The organism is Bradyrhizobium sp. ISRA436, assembly GCF_029910015.1.
GTDB lineage: Bacteria > Pseudomonadota > Alphaproteobacteria > Rhizobiales > Xanthobacteraceae > Bradyrhizobium.
In genome coordinates, this window is the sequence record NZ_CP094519.1 from 5,422,504 (window position 1) to 5,442,823 (window position 20,320).

Sequence of the window (20,320 nt, forward strand, 5' to 3'; positions counted from 1 at the left end):
GACGACTATCCTTCACCAGCGACAGGCACGTGAGCTCCACGCTTCAGCCTGGAAAATCCTCGATCGGTGGCCATGAAGCGCGCCAACATAGGTGCGATGAGCTTGGTCGCCTCGATCGGCTGACCACCCTGACGTGTCAAGACTTCTGCATAGGCAATGAGATCACGGTGCACCGCCGCCGGCAATTCCACACTCACTTTGACCGACCTGTCGTCTGGGAGCGCTCCAATTTTGAGCTTTGGCATGTTTTCACCCTCTGTACGGTTCAAGAACGAGATCACGATGGACAATGACACGGACCGGGAACCCCGGCCGTATGGTCAAAGTAGGCTGGATATTCAGGCCGCGTCGAACCACCTGCTGTCCGGTTTGGCTCAGCGAATCGGCCGCGCCGTGGCGCAACGCCTGAACGATTGCGCCATTATTGCTATTGGCGTCTGAGCCCTCACCTAGCTCCGTGCCGATTGCCAATGAGGTCGACAGCGCCGCGGCTTTGACTAACTCACCCCAGTGATTGTCGACTTCATCTTCGAGGCCAGTATAACCTGCGGCGTCGGCACCAGGCTGTCGCTCGAGAACGATGGAACGTCCGTTCGGCATGATCAGCCGCGTCCATACGAGCAGCACGCGAGACTGACCGAAGGCGATCTGACTATCGTAAAGACCAATCAGGCGTGCTCCCTGCGGAACCAGCAGAAAACGTCCCGTTGGAGAATCATATACGTTCTCTGTTACTTGCGCCACGATTTGGCCAGGTAGATCCGAGCGAATACCTGTGATGAGTGCTCCGGGAACGACGGTTCCTGCCTGAACCACAAATGCTGACGCCGCTTTCGTGATGCGATCCGCGTTCGTGGTGCGGCGATCCACGACGGCGTTGGCGAAAGCAAGCTTTCTGTCCTGCGCGTTCAGCGTTAGTCCATCTTCATTGTTGGATGGCGACGTAGATGGAATCACGCGATCGCCGGTCGATTCGTTCGTTGTCGGATTTTGACTCCCTCGAACGCTTGTCGACACGAAGAGACGGCTGACACGCGCAGCTTCGTTCTCCTGGTTCTGCCGTTGCTGATCTTGGTCAAGTGTAGTCCCAAAGACTGTTGGCGACTGCCCTTGAGCAGAAAGAATCGGACGACCAAGATCGCCCGGAAGCGGCGGCCCGAGTTGCGGCACCTGACGTTGGGCGGCAGCGTAGTCACGTGGTAGAGCCGCAATGCTATCAGCAATGCTATGATGGTCGGTACTATAGAGCTCTTCCGGGGAAGGGCCCGTTGTCTTGTTCTTCTGTAGGGCCCAAAACGCTGCGCCAGCGACGACCGTCAACCCCATCGCGCTGCCAGCCAGGAGAACCTTTCGAGAGAGTCGCGTAACGCGTGGATACCCCGGTCTGAGCCGAAAGGCGTTTGGCGTTTCGGCAGGACCTTGCATTTCAACAGGTGGACGATCGTCCGAAAGATTCTGGCTCATTATGATGGCCTCCCGTCGGTCCGAACAATTCTTACCTTCTGCTGATGCTCCCCTCCCAGGCGCAGTTCGGCAGCGGCGAACAGACGATCGACGATGAGCAGATTGCTGTAGGCACGATAGTTGACGATTTCGGACTTACCGTCCGGGCCAAGCACGAACAGTGGAGGCATCTCGCCCTGAACGATACCTTGGGGGAACTCTATGTAGACCTTGCGGCCGTCATCGTAAGCCGCGAGCGGTCGCCAAGGCGGGCGATCACCTTCGATCGCGTAACGGAAGCGGCGTTGTGAGGCATCAGGCAAGGTGGGCGTTAGAGATAGTGATTGCCCCTTTCTTTGCTCTTCCGGATAGTACCACGAGATCAGCGGCATGTAGGGCTTCTCGCGGGAGCGGAGTTCAATGAGATAGGTCCGCCGGTCGGTGTTGATAACGAGGTTCGTCTCGATCGAGGAACGAGTCGGCTTGACCAGGACATGGACCCGTCGAGCCTCACCACTACCGCTCTCGGTATCACCGATGACCCAGCGCACGGTGTCACCGGCTGCAATCGGCCCGGAACCGACCAGTTGCTCGCCCTCCTCGAGTGCAATGTCGGTAATCTCTCCCGGCGCCGCGTAAACCTGATAGAGCGCGCCCGCACTGAAACTGTAGATCTGTGCGGCGTTGAAGTATCCTCGTCTCCGCGGTTCGACCCGAGCCGCACTATTCGCGACTTCGATCCTGCCAACCGGTTCGGCTTCTTCCTTGGTTCCTGCTTTCCCGCCAAGGGTTGGCTTCCAGGCCGGCGGAACGTGGAGCGGCCGCGACCGATCGTCGAAGGTCGCCGGCGCGGGCGGTAACGGCGGCACGTCGGAATCGTATGAGATCTCGGGCGGGATGAATGTTGAGCAGCCTCCCAACGGGCACACGAAGATGGCTATCATTGAGACCAGCGCACATCTGGGGGCGATGACTCCGGTCCGGCGTTCATAAGGTTGCCGCTTCATTGTCCGAGCTCCTTCGACCAGCTGATTGCGTTGACGTAGATCCCGAGCGGGTTCTTGCGCAAGCGATCGGCGTCGTGAGGCGTCTGAATGACGACAGTCAGAATAGCGGTCCAGCGTTCGGTCGATGCCAGCGATCCGTTCTCATAAGAACGCTGGATCCAGGCGACACGAAAACTTTCGATAGAGGCGCGGATCGCACTGGAGACTTCGACCGAGATCTGCGCCTTGCCGAGCTTGGCAAATGGATCATTGCTCCTGGCATACTCGTTGAGCGCGGCAGCTCCGCGATCGGTGGTGAAATCGTAAGCCCGCAGCCAATTTTGACGAAGGACGATGCCGTCTGCCGGCAGGCCGCGAACGTCTTCGATGAAGCGGGCTAGATGATAGGCAATCTGCGGATCGGTCGGCTCATAATCCGAGTTGGCGGGCGCAACTCTCTGTGCTTGCCCGATGTGATCGACTTCGACAATCCACGGCGTGATCGCTCCCTGCGTCGACTGCCAGACCAATCCTCCGGCTAGGCCGCACGACAACACCAGGCAGCAGAATGCCATTAGCCTCCAGTTCTTCGCCTGTATGCGAGCCGATCCGATACGCTCGTCCCACACTTGGGCGGCCTTTTGATATGGTGTGACTGGCGCTGGCGCTCGCCCGTAGTGAACTGAAGACCTTTTGAACATTAGCATTTCCCCAACAGAGCAGAGTTTTTGACCAACTAGCGCCCGCCCTCCGACAGATCGACTGAGCCGCCACTTCCCCCGGGATCACCTGACCGAACAGCGTGTGTTGCCGCCGAAACGCCCTGACTGATCGTCTGGGTGCGCTTCATGTGCCGTGCCCATTCCGGCGGGCTTTCGACCGAGCCCCCTGACACCTGGCCGACGGATTGGGCGCTGCCGCCCACAGCCGCAGCGAGCCGGCGTAGAGGACTCCCTGGCGCGGAGGTGGCAGCTTCGGCAACGCCGAGAACGCCGCCGCTCCGGTAGGCAGCAGCCGTTCCGCTTGCGATCGCGCTGCCTCCCCGCACAGCACCTGCGATCGCTCCGCTGGCGAGTCCCATGCCGCCGGCGGCGAGACCGGCACCCGCGGCAACAACGCCACCGGCAGCGAGGCTCGTACCGACTGCGGCGCCCGCCCCGAGCTGCGGGCCACCCGAAACCAGACCATTGGCAATGCCAGGCCCAAAGATCCCCAGCCCCAGCAGCGACAACGCGGCAAGAACCAGCGTCATTGCATCTTCAATAGTCGGCTGGCCGCCATTGAAGCCGGAGGTAAATTGGGAGAATAAGGTCGATCCAATGCCGACGATCACGGCCAGCACCAGCACCTTGATGCCGGATGAGACGACATTGCCGAGGACCCGCTCGGCGGCAAATGCAGTCTTGCCGAACAGACCGAACGGAATCAGCACGAAGCCAGCAAGCGTCGTCAACTTGAATTCGATCAACGTGACAAAGAGCTGAATGGCCAGGATGAAGAAGGCCATCAGAACAACGGCCCAAGCGAAGAGCAGAACGGCGATCTGAACGAAATTCTCGAAGAAGCTGACATAGCCCATTAGATTCGAGATCGAGTCCAGGATCGGCCGGCCGGCATCGAGGCCGACCTGCGCAATCTTCCCGGGGTGAACGAAATCACCGGCCGAAAGACCGGTCCCTGATGCCTTCAGTCCAAGACCGGCGAAGCTTTCAAAAACGATCCTGGCGAGACTGTTCCAGTTCCCGATCAGATAGGCAAAGATCCCGACAAAGAGGATCTTCTTGATGAGCCGCGCGATTACGTCATCATCCGTGCCCCAGCTCCAGAACAGACCTGCCAGCGTAAGGTCGATGGCAGCCAGCGTCGTCGCGAGATAGCCGACCTCACCTCCGACAAGACCAAAGCCGTTGTCGATGTAGCGGGTGAACGTTTCGAGGAACTGGTCGATGACTCCGGTGCCCGTCATTGATCACCTTCCCGTGGCGCAACGACCGAGGGACTGCCCTGCGGGATACGGCTTTGATCCTTTGGTGCGGACAATGATGGCGAACCACCGGTATCAGCTTCGGCGATACCGGGCGAGTTTGCCTTGTGACCAAAGAATCGCCGTCGGTTTTCGGCCCAAGCCCTTTGGCAGCGCTCGTAAGCGGGTGCTTGCTCCGACGTCACCGAACGGCAACGTGCCAGATCCGACCCGAGCGCAGTGTTCGCCTTCTCGTTCGATTGCGTCGGCCCCGCAACCTTGTGAGGCTCACGCAGTTGGATCGTGCAGGCAACGATGGCTGCCAGTCCGGCGATCGCCGAAATAGCCAGCGATAGTGCTCTAAAGGCCTTGAGGTCGGTCATCAGTGAAACATCTGGACGTTGGAGGACTGATAACCTTGGCCTTGTCTCAGAAACCGCCAAAGCTGCTCGCGCCCTTGGTCTTGGGCAGCGGCGCGCTGCGCGGATTCAAGCGATTGAGCCCTGCCCTGCGCCGCCACAGTTGCGGTCAGATCGGCGAGCTGCTCCGCCTCAAGCGCAAGGATCTGATTGCCGGCTTGCGTCGCTTGCAAGGCGCCACTTGCGCCCTGGCTTGAGCTCACGAGGGCCGAGGTCTGAATGCGGTTGGTATCGAGGTTACCCACGACACCCGCCTGCACACGAAGCGCGTCCTGAAACGCCGCAACCGAGTTTTGCCAGCGTGCTTGTGCACCTACAAAGAGCGCGGAATCGGATTGGCTGCTGTTCGTCGGCGCGTAACTGGTCGCGAAGGCCCGATCGATCTGTTGCACGTCGTAAGCGATACGCTGTGCCTGGGCCAGGAGTTTCTGGGTCCGTTGAATCGACGCCTGAAGCTGCTGCAGCGAAGAGTACGGCAGGCTCGCCAGGTTCTTCGCCTGATTAATCAGCATCTGTGCCTGGTTCTGCAACGAGGTGATCTGATTGCTGATCTGCTGCAGCTCGCGCGCTGCGGTCAGAACATTCTGAACGTAGTTGTTGGGATCAAAGACGATCAGTGCCCGCGCCGGTCCGGTAGCTGCAAATGACAATACGATGATGCTGATGACTAGGAATCTATGACGGATCATTGTGACTTCTCCAGATTGCTGAGACTGGGAATGAGATCCACGGCCCAACTCGCTTCGCGGTGCCGGAGCCAGGCGGCCACGAAGCCATCGCGGCCGTGCTCTGCGATCAGCCTCTCAATCGCCGCCTGGTCAGTCTTGGAGGATGCGGCCGTAAAGGCGAGCGCAACCTCGCCGAGACCGAGGTCGAACATGCGATTGCCGCGGCGAGATTGGCAGTAATAGTCCCGCTTCGGGGTGGCTCGGCTCAACAGCTCGATCTGGCGATCATTGAGCCCGAAGCGGCGATAGATCGCGGTGATCTGAGGTTCGATCGCCCGCTCGTTTGGCAGAAGCAGCCGGGTCGGGCAGCTCTCAATGATGGCCGGAGCAATGGCTGACCCATCGATATCCGATAGCGACTGGGTAGCGAAGATGACAGACGCGTTCTTTTTCCGCAACGTCTTCAACCACTCGCGGAGCTGACCGGCGAAATCCACATCATCGAGCGCAAGCCATCCTTCGTCGACGATGATGAGGGTCGGACTGCCGTCGAGACGGTCGCCAATGCGGTGAAATAGATAGGCAAGTACTGAGGGCGCCGCGCCAGTTCCAATCAATCCTTCCGTCTCGAATGCCTGGACGGAGGCCTCGCCGAGGCGCTCGAACTCCGCGTCAAGCAGTCGGCCGTAGGGACCGCCAAGGCAATATGGTTGCAAGGCGCGCTTCAGAGCCGTCGACTGAAGAAGCACTGAAAGTCCCGTCAACGTCCGTTCCGCGCGGGGTGCAGAGGCCAGGGACGTCAGCGCCGACCACAGAAGGTCCTTCGCCTCCGGCGTAATGTCGACCTTCTCGCGGGTGAGGATTGAAGCAACCCATTCGGTGGCCCAGCCTCTTTCGGCCGGATCGTCGATCCAGGCCAATGGCTGCAGCGCGACCGGCCCCGTCGCATCTTGCGACAGCACTCCACCAAGGTCGTGCCAATCTCCATCCATCGCGATCGCGGCCGCGCGGATCGAACCGCCGAAATCGAACGCGAAGACTTGGGCGTTGGGGTAGCGGCGGAACTGCAGCGCCATGAGCGCCAGCAGAACCGATTTTCCGGCACCGGTCGGGCCCACAATCAAAGTGTGTCCGACGTCTCCGACGTGAAGCGAGAAACGGAAGGGGTTCGCTCCCTCTGTTTTGCCATAAAACAGGGGCGGACCCTTGAGATGATGGTCCCTCGCCTCGCCGGCCCACACGGCTGATAGGGGAATCATATGCGCGAGATTAAGTGTCGAGATCGGCGGCTGCCGGACGTTCGCGTACACATGTCCGGGCAAGCTGCCGAGCCAAGCCTCGACAGCATTGATCGTCTCGATCATGCAGGTGAAATCGCGCCCCTGAATCACCTTTTCGACCAGCCGTAGTCTCTCATCGGCCGAACGCGGGTCTTGGCTCCAAACCGTCACGGTTGCCGTGATGAGGGCTTCACCAATCTGGTCAGCCCCCAGCTCCTGGAGCGCAGCGTCGGCATCCATAGCCTTGTTCTGGGCGTCGGTATCGAGAAGCGAGGACGCCTCGTTGGTCATCACTTCTTTGAGGATCGCCGCGATCGATTTGCGCTTGGCGAACCATTGGCGCCTGATTTTCGTCAGTAGTTTTGTGGCATCGGTTTTGTCGAGCATGATAGCCCGCGTCGACCATCGGTACGGAAATGCCAGACGGTTGAGGTCGTCAAGAATGCCGGGCGTTGTCGCGGTCGGAAATCCGACGACTGTCAACACACGCAGGTGTGCCGCGCCCAGCATTGGCTCGAGCCCGCCCGTCATCGGCTGGTCCGCAAGCAGCACGTCCAGATACATCGGGATTTCCGGCACACGAACCCGATGCCTTTTCGAGGAAATCGTCGAGTGGAGGTAAGTCAGCGTCTCCGAGTCATCGAGCCAAGCGCATTCCGGCATGAACCCCTCGACGAGTTGCAGAATGCGATCGGTTCGATCGACGAACCCACCGAGAACCTCGCGCGCGTCGCTGCTCGGAGCGCGATTACTGCCTTCATATAGAAGCCGTTCGGCTCTCGCCGCGTCCTCTACCGGTGGCAGGTACAGAAACGTCAGGTAATAGCTCGACTGGTAATGGGCGCCCTCCTCATCGAACTGCGCCTTCCGCTCCGCATCGACCAGCGCGGACGCCACATCCGGAAACGAGTTCAGCGGATAGACTCCAGCGGAATGGCGCTGCGCCTCCACGAACACCGCCCAGCCGGAACCCAGACGACGCAACACGTTGTTCAGCCGGCCCGCGACGGCGACGAGTTCGGCCGGTACAGCACTGTCGAGATCCGGTCCGCGGAATCTGGCTGTCCGCTGGAATGAGCCATCCTTGTTCAGGACGATCCCCTCATTGACCAGGGCCGCCCACGGCAGAAAATCGGCAAGCCGGGTATTCGATCGGCGATATTCGGCAAGATTCATCATGGAAGGCTCTAAAGGCTGAGATGAGCCGGAACCCGCAGATGGCGGCGCACGACCTCGACGAAGGCGGGATCGCGTTTGGCGGCCCAGACGGCTGCGGCATGGCCGATGGCCCAGAACAGCAGGCCCGCGATCCACAGACGCAGTCCGAGTCCAAGAGCCGCGGCAAGGGTCCCATTCACGATGGCGACCGCGCGAGGCGCTCCCCCCATCAGGATCGGTTCGGTCAACGCACGGCGCACTGGCGTGACGAACCCTGCAACTGGCTCGTCCATCAGATCACCATGCCGCCGCCGAAGGAGAAGAACGACAGGAAGAAGCTCGAGGCTGCGAAGGCAATCGAAAGCCCGAATACGATCTGAATGAGCCTGCGAAAGCCGCCGGACGTATCGCCAAACGCCAGCGTTAGGCCTGTGACCACGATGATAATGACAGCGATGATCTTCGCGACCGGTCCTTCAACCGACTGCAGGATTTGGTTCAGCGGTTGCTCCCATGGCATGTTGGAGCCCGCAGCTCGGACAGGTGAGCTCGCAAGCATACCCATCGCCGCTGCGAGCAGCCAAGTCGCGCGCGGCGAGATTGAAAATGGAAAGCTCATGTCAAGTCTCCTGCTGGTGAGAGGCTGTAATCGCCGGTCGCCCCAAGGCCGTCGACACGTGCAAGCTCGGTGAGCCGGCGGGCGGCGCCGCGCCCGGAAAGGACAGCAATGACGTTGATGGTCTCGGCGATCAGCGCGCGCGGTACCGTGACGACGACTTCCTGAATGAGCTGCTCGAGCCGGCGCAACGCGCCGAGGGCGGTGCCCGCATGGATGGTGCCGATGCCGCCGGGGTGCCCCGTTCCCCAGGCTTTGAGCAGATCGAGCGCTTCAGCGCCTCTAACCTCGCCGATAGGAATACGATCTGGGCGCAGTCGAAGGGAGGAGCGCACAAGATCCGAAAGCGTGACCACCCCGTCCTTGGTGCGCAGCGCGACGAGGTTCGGCGCCTTGCATTGCAATTCGCGAGTGTCCTCGATTAGAACCACGCGATCGCTGGTCTTCGCGACCTCCGCAAGCAAGGCATTGGTAAGCGTCGTTTTTCCCGTCGAAGTACCGCCGGCGACCAAGATGTTCTTGCGTGCGCCGACAGCCAGACGCAGAGCAACTGCCTGCTCAGGCATTATGATGCCCGCGGCAGTATAATCGTCGAGCGTGAATACCGCGACCGCGGGCTTGCGGATAGCGAAGGCTGGCGCGACCACGACAGGCGGCAAGAGTCCTTCGAACCGCTCTCCAGTTTCGGGTAGTTCCGCAGAAATGCGCGGCGCAGCGGCATGGACCTCGGCACCGACATGATGCGCCACCAGGCGGATGATACGCTCTCCATCTGTCGCGGAGAGCTGCTCACCGGTTTCGGTCAGGCCGCCTGGCAGCCGGTCGATCCATAGCCGTCCATCGGGATTCAGCATCACCTCGACGATTGCCTCGTCTTCAAGGTAACGAGCAATAGCGGGCCCTAGTGCACTGCGGAGCATTCGCGCACCGCGCGAGGTCACCTCCGATTGAAACGAATGGATTGCCACTGCCGCCCCCGCCGACCGAGGGCAGAACAAGCAGCGCCCTCAGATGGGGATGATTAGAAAAGGCAGAAATAGACCGGGATCAACAAGGGTGTTGCCGCGTTCGTAGCCTGGCGTATGAAAAGAAAGGTTGGGAGTGGCTCACAGCAGGTTCCGGACCCATGCCGTATACGATCATCCTCGAATGTGACATGAACCGCAAAAGATCGGCGTCACCATTCCGCTCCTTCAAGTGGCTCCAGGATGGCGGTGTCCGCCGACGGCACCATCGACTCGTGCCAGTCGCCTGAAGGCTCTCGCACGAACGACGGTGTAGTCGTCCGGCCAAGACGACGGATACTGGGCCAAATGAACCATGCCAACGCCAGCACCTGGAAGCCAACACTGGCACCAAATGCCATCCGGTAGGCGACCACTGGGTAATGGCCATCCTGCGGCAACCATTGCCCAAGGATGAGGCCAGTGCTCCATTGGACCACGAAGGCCCATCCAAAATGAAGAAGGTTTAAGCCGCCATTGGCACGGGCGCCAAGTTCAGTTGGGAAATAGTCGGCTATGATCGCGTAGCTGAGGACGGAGGCCGCTCCCACGACTGACACGACAGACCATGGTAACAGCGAAGGGAACGGCAGACGCAGAATCAGCGCAAGCTCCGCCGCAACAAACACCACCGCCAGTGCGGCAAACAAGACTTCGGTTTGGACCCTACGTCGACGCAACCGATCCGCGACGATGCCTAAAAGCGACGCACCAACGCTGATCCCTAGCGCCATAACGAAAAGGTGCGTGGCCAAGCTCGGCCGATCCAGTCCTTCCACGTCTGTAAGCCAGGGCGCCGCCCACAAGGCCTGGAGGGCCCAGGCTGATCCGACGCAGGATGCAGAGAGAGGCGCTATTCGCCAGAAGCGCCGATTCAGATAGATTTCTTTGAGAGCGCGCGAGTGAGAGTGCTGGCTCTGAGCCGGTGGACTGTCAGGAACCAACAGGTAGATCAGCGCGGCCACCCCGCCAGTTGCCACGGCCAGGAGTTCGAACAACCCCCGCCAACCTATCCAGCCCAGCAGGACGTCGGCAGGCGCGGTCGCGGTTACGGCCCCGAGCGAGCCCAGCATGACCATGTAGCCATTGACCAGCGCGACCCGCTCTCTCGGAAACCATACGATAATCGCCTTCAGCCCGGCCATCAAGGAGGCCGCAACGCCGAGTGCGATCAACGCGCGGGCGAGCAAGAGCGGGACAAATGCCGTTGATGTGGCAAATAAGCCCGCACCCGCGGCAGCAATTGACATCAGCCCGCTCTGAACCCGACGCGGTCCGAACCGGTCCAGGAGGGTGCCAACAGGAATCTGGGCAGCTGCGAAGACCAGGAAATACACCGATGTCAGCAGCCCGAGCTCTGCCGCATCGAGACCGAGGTCACTGACAAGTGGACCAGAGATCAGCGTATTGATCGTCCGGAATAGATAGGAAAGGTAGTAACCGGCCGCGAACGGCAGAAATACACCCGCGATTAGGCGCCAGGTCGGAAGGCGTCGCGCGATACCCCACATTTGACTGTCGAATCGATCGCCCTTCGCGCGTGGCGCGCTAGGCTCGACCTTACCGGCCGTCTCAGCAGAATTTGTTCGGCAGGTGCCGAAAATTGGGCTGCCGTCCTCCCGGACGGCAGCCGTTAACTCGGAGTTCGGGACCTCAGCGGCTATCGGAGGCGTCTCTTGATCGGCTGTTCTCGAACTCTTCGAAGTATCCTTCTGACTCTCAAGCAGGGATCCCGCGACGTTGGGCACGGTTAGCCCGCTGATCGTTTCCTGGATCAGTGATCGGCCGAGACGAAAGCGGCTGTCGACTTGCCCGGCGAGAACCGTGGGCCGGTCATGATCGATCTGACACGCTTCGCGCTGCTGCGACTGCGGCATCGGCGGGACGGTCAGGCGGTACCGGACGTGAAGAGCGGCAGTTTCGCCGATGATGCGGAGCTCGTGTTCAAGACGCTCAAGCTGTTTGCTGATCCGATCGAGATGCCCATGGGCGATGTCTTCGCCGCTTGGCACTGGATCAAGGTACCGTTCAAGAGCCGCCTCTACGACCATCCTCTTACCTGCGCTCGAGTGCTCCATTGTGGCCTTAAGCTGTTCGAACAGCTGCTCGGAAAGCTGGACGCATACCTTTCTTGTCATTGCGAACCTCACTAAGGAGCGCATCTCGTCAGCTGTTTGCGCGAGTAGCTCCGTCGAGCGCAGAATTGCGGTCTCTGCACGGTCGCGCAGAGTGCAAACCTAGCTATCACTCGGACTGGATGAATTGCCCCGTTGATACGGCGCCTCACAAAGGACAGGGCGATCGCTGCTTCAAGAGTGCAAGGCCCCTCATCGTAGGCGGGCGTGAGGAAAGAAAGGATCGGCCAGTTTTCTGGCGGGATAAGAACAGCTGACGTGAAAGGAAATGCCCAGGTCCATCAGTCGGCGACATCATCCGATGCGCCGCGCAAAATGTCCGCAGGGATCTCGCGCAAATAACTCTGGCCCTTCTGCAGGCGACGCCCCAAGGTCTCAACGAATCCCTCAAACCGCTCGCGGCCCTTGATCTGTGCGGCTGTCTGAGCCTCGTTCGGCAAGGGCGGTGTGATCGTCAGCCAAAAGCGCACGAACAGGGCCAAAGTCTCGGCCGTCACACCGACGTCACGCTCGAGCCTCTGCATTTGACGCGACAATCGGTCAAGACGGCGGACGAAGGCCGCTTCTCTTCGGTCAGCTCCGTCGGGCGACAGAAAGGAGTTGACAGCCGCCTCGACGATTGCCGAACGAGAGAGATCCTTGCGATCCGCAAGATCGGAAATCTGCTTCAGTAACTCGGGCGGGAAATACACGTTCATGCGATTGCGCATGGAACCTCACAGATCGATACCGTCGTTCGGGTCGAGAGCTACTTGGCGGACGACACCGCGCATCTGTTGGCAGAGAAGCCGGGATTGACGAACGGCGTCATCGTCGTCCTCGAGAACGGCGAACTCTTCCGCTGGCGTCACGTCAGTCGTCTCCTTGACGATGGCGATATGATCTGGAAGCTCAGGCTCGCGGCGAAGACCAGTGTTGGCGGCATCCGATTGGGTCTGCTCGGCCTCCACAGCCAAGTTGGTCGGCACGAGCGGCCTAAGATTAGACCAACCGTCCTCGCGCGAAGACCGCGGCAACCCGGCCGAATCTGGCGGCGCGAGAACTCGTTCCGTGAGGCGTCTGTCTTCGTAGTAACGTACCTTCTTGGCTCGGATCGGTGGCGTGCCCGCCACCATCACAATCTCATCGGTCGGAGGAAGCTGCATCACCTCGCCAGGCGTCAGCAGCGGCCTTGCGGTCTCTTGCCGGGAGACCATCAGGTGCCCAAGCCAGGGATTGAGGCGGTGACCAGCATAGTTCTTCATGGCTCGCATCTCGGTCGCGGTACCGAGCGCGTCCGAGACACGCCTTGCTGTCCTTTCGTCGTTCGTCGCGAAACTCACACGGACATGGCAATTGTCCAGGATTGCGTTGTTTGGACCGTAGGCTTTCTCAATCTGATTCAGCGATTGCGCGATCAGGAAGGCCTTGATCCCGTATCCGGCCATGAAGGCGAGTGCAGATTCGAAGAAGTCGAGGCGCCCCAATGCCGGAAACTCGTCCAGCATCATGAGAACACGATGCCGGCGGACCTTGGCCTGCAGCTCTTCCGTGATGCGGCGGCCAATTTGATTCAACACCAGACGGATCAGCGGCTTCGTTCGGGAGATGTCGGATGGCGGTACCACAAGGTATAGCGTGGTCGGACGATGATCTGCGATCAGGTCCGCAATCCGCCAATCGCATCGGCTTGTCACCTCGGCGACGACCGGATCCCGATAGAGCCCGAGGAACGACATCGCGGTCGAGAGCACCCCAGAGCGCTCATTCTCGGATTTGTTCAGGAGCTCCCGCGCCGTTGAGGCAACGACCGGGTGCGGTCCCTCCTCGCCCAAATGCGGCGTCGTCATCATCGCCTTCAAGGTTGCCTCGATCGGCCGCCTAGGATCCGACAGAAAGGCGGCGACGCCGGCCAGCGTCTTGTCGCGCTCTGCGTAGAGCACATGCAGGATTGCTCCGACCAGCAAAGAGTGGCTGGTCTTCTCCCAGTGGTTCCGCTTGTCGAGAGAGCCTTCGGGATCAACAAGAACGTCGGCGACATTCTGGACGTCCCGGACCTCCCACTCTCCGCGGCGAACCTCGAGGAGCGGGTTATAGGCTGAAGATCTGGCGTTCGTCGGATCGAACAACAGTACCCGGCCATGGCGCGACCGAAAGCCAGCCGTCAGTTGCCAGTTTTCGCCCTTAATGTCGTGTACGATCACTGACTCTGGCCAGGTCAGCAGCGATGGAACTACGAGGCCGACGCCCTTGCCCGAACGGGTCGGCGCAAAGCAAAGCACGTGTTCCGGTCCGTCGTGGCGGAGGTAGTCCTTGGCAAGCCTACCGAGAACGACCCCGTCAACACCTACCAGCCCGGCCTTCCTCACCTCGTTCGGGTCCGCCCACCGCGCCGATCCATAGGTCTCTACATCCTTGGCTTCGCGTGCCCGCCAGACCGACATCCCGATGGCGACCGCGATCGAAAAAAGACTCCCCGACGCGGCGATGTAGGCGCCTTCCACGAAGATGCTGGGCGCATAGGCATCGTAGACAAACCACCACCAGAAGAAGGCATGTGGGTAGTAGAGCGGAAAGCCATGTACCGTGAACCACGGTTGCCCCAGCTCTGGCTGGTAGGCCAACCGCCAGGCGGTCCACTGTGTGGCTCCCCAGATTGCGAGGAGCACGATCGTTCCCACGATGATGATCTGTCCCCATAGAATCTTGGTTCCGGACATGCTGAGTGCTCTTACTTCTGTTCGGGCCGGATCACGTCGGACTAGAGTCCAAGATCTCGTTTCCGACCGAAGCTCCATTCGATGCCACCGGCGTCTTTGGCGGTACCGGTGACATGTCGGCCGATCCTTTTCTCGAGCTCGCGCGACCAAGGCACGAGCTGAAAGCCCAACCCGTCGTCGATCATTGCAAAGCGGCCTGAGGTCATCGTCACACGCTGCCGGTACGTGCCCGACACTTGCTCACCGACGGCCGCCTTCCGTTGCGGCAATCCCGTCTCGGCAGCGATCCTAGATCCGACTGCATCGAGTTCTCGACGGCGCAAGGTATTCAAGAGATCGCGCTGGAAAATGATGCGTTGGCCCTGCCGTCTTCCTAACCCTGTTGCGGCGAGATGCTCAGCTCTGGCCTGCATCGCGTCCCGCGCCTCGCGGCCGAACCCACTGAGCGCAAGTGGCATGGGTTCTCGCTCGACAAGGCGATGGTCAAGCCAGGTCGCACCTTGCGCCTTGATCTGAGCCGCGAGGTCGAAATCCGATCGGTTCGCAAGCAGTCGCGTCGGCTGCAGTTCCTCGGCAGCTCCAAATTCCCGGATCTCGACAATCCCTCCGACTGGCGGCGCATGTTCGAAGGCCTCAACACCTCTAAAGCGAACGTGATGGACACGGCCGTCAGTGGCATCGATCAACGCATATGCCTCACCGGTCAGCTCGTTGTGAAGTCCCGTTCCGACCAGCCGTCCGAGGATCGGCGCTGAAGATTTTTCGCCCTCGATAACGAAGTCGGCAACGCTGCGCTCTTGCCCACGCTCCACATAGGCGCGATGCATGGTCTTGATGATGTCACCGCGCATGCCGAGATCGCGGAGGTGGCGCTCGACTTCAAGCCCCACCATCCATTCGCCGGGGGAGGCCGAGGAGGCCAGCCCCATTTTTTGGAGATGCTGGAGGCGCCCGATCATGAGGCGACGGACTTCGGGATCGAAGGTAGCAGGATTGTCAGGACGGAGGTCGATGTAGCCCGTTTCATCGGCGGCGAGGCGAATTTCGCGATCAAGCCGCGTCCAGCGCTCGGCGGAAACCTCCCGTTCAAGAGCATTGCGAACCTCGTGCTCCGGTTTGGGTCCGAGCTCAATCGAGACCAGCTCTTCGGCACGCGAGCGCAAACCGCGACTGATGTAGTCGCGGGAGATCACGAGATCGCCGCCTGTCTCGTCCACCCCACGAATAAGCAGATGGATGTGAGGATTGTCTGTATTCCAGTGATCGACGGCGATCCATTCGAGCCGGGTGCCTAAATCCGGTTCCATATGCTTGGCCAGGTCACGCGTGAATGATTTGAGGTCGGTCAGGTCGCTGGCGTCCTCCGGCGAGATGATGAAGCGAAAATGATGCCGGTCCTCCTTGCATCGGGCAGCGAAGCTAGCACCATCGACGTGATCGCTCTGCGCATCGAACATCGCGGCCTCTTGCCCGCTTCGGCTCACGCCGTCGCGCTTCAAATAGACGAGATGAGCGTTCAGCGACGCAGATCGGAACGCACGTCCCTGATGACGCACCACGCGCGCTTTCACTGTGACGCGACGCGTCGGGCTGAACAGGCGATCACGGCTGAAATGGGTTCGGCCGCGCCCGAACGTCGAGCGTCCGCGACCTGAAGCGCACCGATAGACCCCTGCGTGAGTCGAGGTGTGGCCAGCCCTCATTGCCGCACGCAGCACCTGGTTGATGAAGCTCTTCTGCTTTGGCGCCCGTGTGCTGCGGATTCGTCCCGGTCGGATGCGGAGATCGCTATCGCGCGCAATCATGTCAGGTCCTCCGCCGATGCAAGAAAGCCAGGAGTGCCGAAGGCAGTCTTGAATTTGCTCGTGAATTCGAAAGGCGCGGCACGCGTCACGACCGGCCGGCACGGAAGAACGCATGCCATGACAATGGCTTGCGGCTTGACGGGCGAGCCCCTTTTATCTTGCCGTCGTGCTGTCGTGCGCTCCTGTCCTCTCGTTTCCGCCAACTTCCCTCTACCGCTTCCCATCGCTCGTCGATTCACGCAGTTGCTCATCGTGTGCCTCCAACATCGGATCTCACGATGAACAGACCGGTCCCTGTGGGAATCATGGACGATAGAGGGTGAACACCTGAAGAAGCGAGTGCCCCGTTCGCGACGCTTCTAGCCTGCTCCCAATCCGGACGACTCTTGTGTTCCGATCGCCTAACAAAGAACGGGGCGGTGGTCCAAAGGACCTCGCGACAGGAGCGACGGGAAGCGAGCTCAACTGCCAACAAATTTGCGAGATGGCTGACATAGGCTTGAGTCTCGACTGGCAATGGGGCGCCGGCGAGATGCCTTTCGTAGCGTGCTGGCCCAGCATTGTATGCTGCAAGCGCACCGGGCATGCCATACCTGTCGCGCAGTTCCGCCAGATATGCCGTGCCGGCCACAATATTGTCGCGAGCGTCGTAGGGATCGTTGCCGAGATCGTGCCGCCGACGAAGATCCGCCCAGGTCTTTGGCGTGATTTGCATCAATCCCATTGCGCCTTTCGACGATTTGGCACGCACGTCGCCGGCGCTCTCCAGCCGGATCACGGATCTGATCCAGCGCACGGGCACTGCGAACCGTTGTGAGGCTTCTACAATGAATAGCGCAAACGCATTGCTGACCTGTTCCTCGGCTGGCTGGCTAGCAGATTCTTCTCCGGCAACAGCGGCATTGCCGCAGACCGTGAAAACGAACAGCAGCGGCTCGACAGCCCAGACGAGCGCTCCCGACCCAGCCAAGCATGCCACCGTGCTCACGCCCGTCCAGGGTAAAGCTGCTTCGCGCCGGCCGTTCGGCCGCCCTGGACCGCCGCTGCGCACGTCGGCCTTGCAGACATTGGTCGGGATGGAGGAATGGTCCCTCAATTGATCGAACAGAGGAATGGCGCGCTGGCCACATGAAACACGCACGATCACTCCTCCCACGTCCACATGGGAAAGGCACGGCCGATGACAGCCGATGCGGGCAGAAAACGAAAATACCGGCCATCGAGTGAATCATCCGACTGCCAATTCATGAGAAAGAGTTCGGCGTCCCCGACCACGCGGCACCCGTCCCACTTGGGCAGCGGTCGGCCGCGCCTGTCGCGATCCCTCGCCTCGCCCACCGCAATCCCGTCGACCGAAATCGTGAGTCCGGTTCTGCAGACCGTCTGTCCTGGAACCGCTAGCACGCGTTTGAGCATCGGGACGCCCGAGGGCAGATAGCCGTTCAGGTCGAGAAAGGTCGCGAGCGGCTCCGGCGGCAGAACGGCGACCAGCTCCGTGACGAAGAGCTTTTCCAGGGGCCGCAAGCGATAGAGGCCGATCGGGACACTCGCAGACCCGTTCCAGATGTAGAGTGGATTTGATTCGAGCACCATTGTCGTTATCAGCGCAGCAGCGGCCCCACACATCGCTATCATGATCTTCAGCTTGCTGATCATCGCATGACTCTCCGCCGGTGAAGCCAAGCCTGATGTCGCGCTTTCGTGTACGGACGCGGGCTCTCATTCACAGAGAGGCGGTTGTGAACGTGATGCCAATGATCAGGAGCAACATCGGCTGGATCAATGTCGAGCGCCTCAATCGCATCAATCATCTGCAACACCCGCTCGACCCTCAGCCAACCGGAAAGCCGTAGCAGGATTTCCCCTCCAGGCTTCACATAGGGTACGGTTGAGCAGCGCTGCCCCGGTGCAACTGCGCGCAAGATGTCAATTCGTGAGACGACCGTTCCAAAGTCGTTCGATGTCCAGCGGACAAAGGCGAAGATGCTGTGCGGCGCAAATGACAGGATACGGCGGTGACGATCGACCTTTTTTTCTTCGATGATGCGACCGAACCGGATACGGTTTTCGATGCGCCTCTCAAGCCACAGGACTTCCACTTGCGTGAGATCGCTCATGCGTCAGCTCTTCCGTTGTGGAGGCAAGCGCTATCCGTCGAAGCCCTGGATGCGGACCAGTGCGGCGGCGGGGCAGAGATGTAAATCTTGGTACGGTTCGTCGACCGCCGTTGTCTGTCGATCGGAACGACGCAAAAGACATCGTACAGGCACGGACCGGCTGGTTCCGGGCTGTGCACGTCAAGTCGGAGGACGTACAGACCCTGCAGGCGCTGCTGGTCCGGCGCAGGGCAATGCTCGGCAGGGTGCTGCCCATGGAGAACATGATCCGCGGCCTGTTGCGCCCGTTTTGCCTCAAAGTCGGCAGGATCTCGGTCGACCGCCTTGACGCGCGGGTGCACGAGATCATGGCCGGGAAGAAGAAACCGGAGGCGGTTATCGCGTCGCTGGTCCACGCCCGAAACGCGATGCCGCCGCGATTGGCCGAACTGCAGCGCCCGGCGCTGATGGCGCGGCCGCACACCATACTGCTGCTCAAGGTCTGGATCGGCGGCACGACCTTCCAGTTTGACGCCGGCAACAGGCGCCGCCGGGTCGCGGCGTCCGCTCAAGGACCTCCGCGACCCGGCCCCTTCCATGAGGGCCTTCGCCTTCCGCCACGGCGGAGCGGCGTCTTTCGAGGAGGCGGAGCTGTGGGTGAGACCGGAACTTTTGTTGCCGGCGGCTTTGAGCCCCTCATTGAGGTCATCACGAACGGCGCAGCTTAGCGTGAGTGCCCATTTTGCAGCTTCCGGCATGCTGCGGGCATCGTGCCCACCACGGATATTGCAGAGTTCTTCTCGCCGCGTGAGCTGCCGCAAGGGAAAGTGACGAACACGACGCAGCGATGTCGATACTGATGATCGCGAGCGCTTGCGTGCGACTGCGAAGGCACGCGTGGCTTCGACAGGAGAATCGGATTGCAGAAGGGCGGCGAGAGAGAGAGAGAACGTGCATGAGGCATCCTCACCAGAGCGGCGCACGACTTGTTCACAACGCACTGATTCACAACAAGAAGTTAGTGTCAGTATGTTAGTAACGTTACAGCGACCGCAAAGCGCTGAAAAACAGGCACTTGAGCTCGATTTCGGTCCTCGATAGCACGAGGATTCGGTCCTCGATAGCACGAGGGGCGCAGTCCCCGATAGCACGAGCTGATTCACAGGCCGTCCTCCGAGTTTGGAGTGATACCGCGCCCGCGAAGTCCTTGGGTGAGCGGGCCGATCGGGGTGCACGCGAACTTCAACCGCTCAGCGCCGGTCCGATCGCGGGTGAGCAAGAGCCGGTAGCCGGGCAATGTCTGACGCTGGACAATCTGCCGTACGTCGTATGCAAAATGCTTGAGCGGCGAGAGGCTGCCGGACTTGGCATGGAGGTGCACAAGGTCAAAACTCCAGCCGCCGACCTGGCGGCCACCGTGCTTGCGCACGAGCCGATAAAGCCAGCGCTCAAGTCCGCCTGTCAGATCGAAGTAAGTGCGATCGATCGTGAGCACGAGCGAGTCGTCGATAACGCCTGCATAGAACCAATCGGGGAGGATCAACTCCAGCCCGCGTGCGCGCCCGTTTGCATCGGCAGTTTCTTTCCACTCGTTGATCCATGAAAAACGATGTCGCCGCCGCTCAGCAGGTTGACGGATCGATGTCAGCACCGTCGTTGACTGCAACCTGTCGAGGCCCGCCTTCAGCCGATCATAGTCTCGCGCGCCTGTCCCGCGGCCGGCAAACGTCAGAATCTCGTAAGGCGTTGCAGCCATGAGGCGTGAAGTCTTCAAGCCCGCGTCGCGTGCTTCGACGATCTGGGAAGCTGCCCAGATCAGAACATCCGCATCCCAGATGGTGGCCATACCGTGCTCCGGCACGGCTTCAACGCGAATTGCTATTGTGCCGGCGCGGAAATCGATAGGCACGATCCGCTTCGTTTTCGCGAGCGAAAAGAATGGATACGCCATAAGATCCTGGGTGTCCCGGGGCGCGAGATCGCCAGGCAGCGCTCGAAACAGCTGGAGTTGGTCTCGCTCGGAGTGATGTTTAAGTCGCATCGCAAGC

20 protein-coding genes are annotated in these 20,320 nt (G+C 60.5%); 1 reads left to right on the forward strand and 19 read right to left on the reverse strand.

Features of this window, described 5'->3' with window-relative positions; translation table 11 throughout:
* Window positions 1-5: 5 nt before the first annotated feature.
* The 18 genes from MTX23_RS25560 to MTX23_RS25645 form a co-directional block, all read right to left on the reverse strand.
* The gene (locus MTX23_RS25560) at window positions 6-245 is read right to left on the reverse strand and encodes a DUF2274 domain-containing protein (protein ID WP_280972975.1); all 240 of its coding nucleotides are present in this window, start codon (window positions 243-245) and stop codon (window positions 6-8) included.
* A 4-nt stretch (window positions 246-249) separates the two neighbouring features.
* The gene (locus MTX23_RS25565) at window positions 250-1,425 is read right to left on the reverse strand and encodes a TrbI/VirB10 family protein (RefSeq protein WP_280978184.1); all 1,176 of its coding nucleotides are present in this window, start codon (window positions 1,423-1,425) and stop codon (window positions 250-252) included.
* 38 nt (window positions 1,426-1,463) lie between these two features.
* The gene (trbG, locus tag MTX23_RS25570) at window positions 1,464-2,387 is read right to left on the reverse strand and encodes a P-type conjugative transfer protein TrbG (protein ID WP_280978185.1); all 924 of its coding nucleotides are present in this window, start codon (window positions 2,385-2,387) and stop codon (window positions 1,464-1,466) included.
* 59 nt (window positions 2,388-2,446) lie between these two features.
* Window positions 2,447-3,130, reverse strand: coding sequence for a conjugal transfer protein TrbF (gene trbF / locus MTX23_RS25575; protein WP_280972976.1), 684 nt, complete (start codon window positions 3,128-3,130; stop codon window positions 2,447-2,449).
* Between the two features lie 35 nt (window positions 3,131-3,165).
* Window positions 3,166-4,395, reverse strand: coding sequence for a P-type conjugative transfer protein TrbL (trbL, locus tag MTX23_RS25580; RefSeq protein ID WP_280972977.1), 1,230 nt, complete (start codon window positions 4,393-4,395; stop codon window positions 3,166-3,168).
* Window positions 4,392-4,775: a putative entry exclusion protein TrbK-alt gene (gene trbK-alt / locus MTX23_RS25585; RefSeq protein WP_280972978.1), complete on the reverse strand. Its 384-nt coding sequence runs from the start codon at window positions 4,773-4,775 to the stop codon at window positions 4,392-4,394. Before trbK-alt ends, trbL begins: the two co-directional genes overlap by 4 nt.
* Window positions 4,775-5,500, reverse strand: a complete 726-nt coding sequence (gene trbJ / locus MTX23_RS25590; RefSeq protein WP_280972979.1) for a P-type conjugative transfer protein TrbJ — start codon at window positions 5,498-5,500, stop codon at window positions 4,775-4,777. The genes trbK-alt and trbJ overlap by 1 nt, the downstream gene beginning before the upstream one ends.
* Window positions 5,497-7,938 (reverse strand): conjugal transfer protein TrbE, encoded by a 2,442-nt coding sequence (gene trbE, locus MTX23_RS25595; protein ID WP_280972981.1) that lies wholly within the window; start codon window positions 7,936-7,938, stop codon window positions 5,497-5,499. The genes trbJ and trbE overlap by 4 nt, the downstream gene beginning before the upstream one ends.
* Window positions 7,939-7,946: 8 nt before the next feature.
* Window positions 7,947-8,210, reverse strand: a complete 264-nt coding sequence (locus tag MTX23_RS25600; protein ID WP_280972983.1) for a VirB3 family type IV secretion system protein — start codon at window positions 8,208-8,210, stop codon at window positions 7,947-7,949.
* The gene (locus tag MTX23_RS25605) at window positions 8,210-8,482 is read right to left on the reverse strand and encodes a TrbC/VirB2 family protein (RefSeq protein WP_280978186.1); all 273 of its coding nucleotides are present in this window, start codon (window positions 8,480-8,482) and stop codon (window positions 8,210-8,212) included. Before MTX23_RS25605 ends, MTX23_RS25600 begins: the two co-directional genes overlap by 1 nt.
* Before the next feature lie 50 nt (window positions 8,483-8,532).
* On the reverse strand, window positions 8,533-9,501 hold the full coding sequence (gene trbB / locus MTX23_RS25610) for a P-type conjugative transfer ATPase TrbB (protein ID WP_280972985.1): 969 nt from the start codon (window positions 9,499-9,501) through the stop codon (window positions 8,533-8,535).
* A 209-nt stretch (window positions 9,502-9,710) separates the two neighbouring features.
* Window positions 9,711-11,675 carry an MFS transporter gene (locus MTX23_RS25615; protein WP_348637511.1) on the reverse strand — a complete coding sequence of 655 codons (1,965 nt, stop codon included), beginning with the start codon at window positions 11,673-11,675 and terminating at the stop codon, window positions 9,711-9,713.
* A gap of 278 nt (window positions 11,676-11,953) precedes the next feature.
* Window positions 11,954-12,382 carry a CopG family transcriptional regulator gene (locus MTX23_RS25620; RefSeq protein ID WP_280972986.1) on the reverse strand — a complete coding sequence of 143 codons (429 nt, stop codon included), beginning with the start codon at window positions 12,380-12,382 and terminating at the stop codon, window positions 11,954-11,956.
* Between the two features lie 6 nt (window positions 12,383-12,388).
* Window positions 12,389-14,371, reverse strand: coding sequence for a conjugal transfer protein TraG (locus MTX23_RS25625; RefSeq protein WP_280972987.1), 1,983 nt, complete (start codon window positions 14,369-14,371; stop codon window positions 12,389-12,391).
* Window positions 14,372-14,412: 41 nt separating this feature from the next.
* Window positions 14,413-16,176, reverse strand: a complete 1,764-nt coding sequence (locus MTX23_RS25630; RefSeq protein WP_280972988.1) for a DUF3363 domain-containing protein — start codon at window positions 16,174-16,176, stop codon at window positions 14,413-14,415.
* Window positions 16,177-16,423: 247 nt separating this feature from the next.
* Window positions 16,424-17,323, reverse strand: coding sequence for a lytic transglycosylase domain-containing protein (locus MTX23_RS25635; RefSeq protein WP_280972989.1), 900 nt, complete (start codon window positions 17,321-17,323; stop codon window positions 16,424-16,426).
* Window positions 17,320-17,832, reverse strand: a complete 513-nt coding sequence (locus tag MTX23_RS25640; RefSeq protein ID WP_280972990.1) for a S26 family signal peptidase — start codon at window positions 17,830-17,832, stop codon at window positions 17,320-17,322. Before MTX23_RS25640 ends, MTX23_RS25635 begins: the two co-directional genes overlap by 4 nt.
* Complete coding sequence (locus MTX23_RS25645; RefSeq protein WP_280972992.1) at window positions 17,829-18,293, reverse strand: DUF2840 domain-containing protein; 465 nt, start codon at window positions 18,291-18,293, stop codon at window positions 17,829-17,831. The genes MTX23_RS25640 and MTX23_RS25645 overlap by 4 nt, the downstream gene beginning before the upstream one ends.
* Before the next feature lie 59 nt (window positions 18,294-18,352).
* On the opposite strand from MTX23_RS25645, the gene MTX23_RS25650 reads away from it, so the two are divergent.
* A complete protein-coding gene (locus tag MTX23_RS25650; protein WP_280972993.1) occupies window positions 18,353-19,000 on the forward strand; it encodes a hypothetical protein in 648 nt (215 codons plus the stop codon).
* Window positions 19,001-19,431: 431 nt separating this feature from the next.
* Here MTX23_RS25650 and MTX23_RS25655 read toward each other — a convergent pair whose 3' ends face one another.
* Window positions 19,432-20,313 carry a replication initiator protein A gene (locus tag MTX23_RS25655; protein ID WP_280972994.1) on the reverse strand — a complete coding sequence of 294 codons (882 nt, stop codon included), beginning with the start codon at window positions 20,311-20,313 and terminating at the stop codon, window positions 19,432-19,434.
* Window positions 20,314-20,320 lie beyond the last annotated feature (7 nt).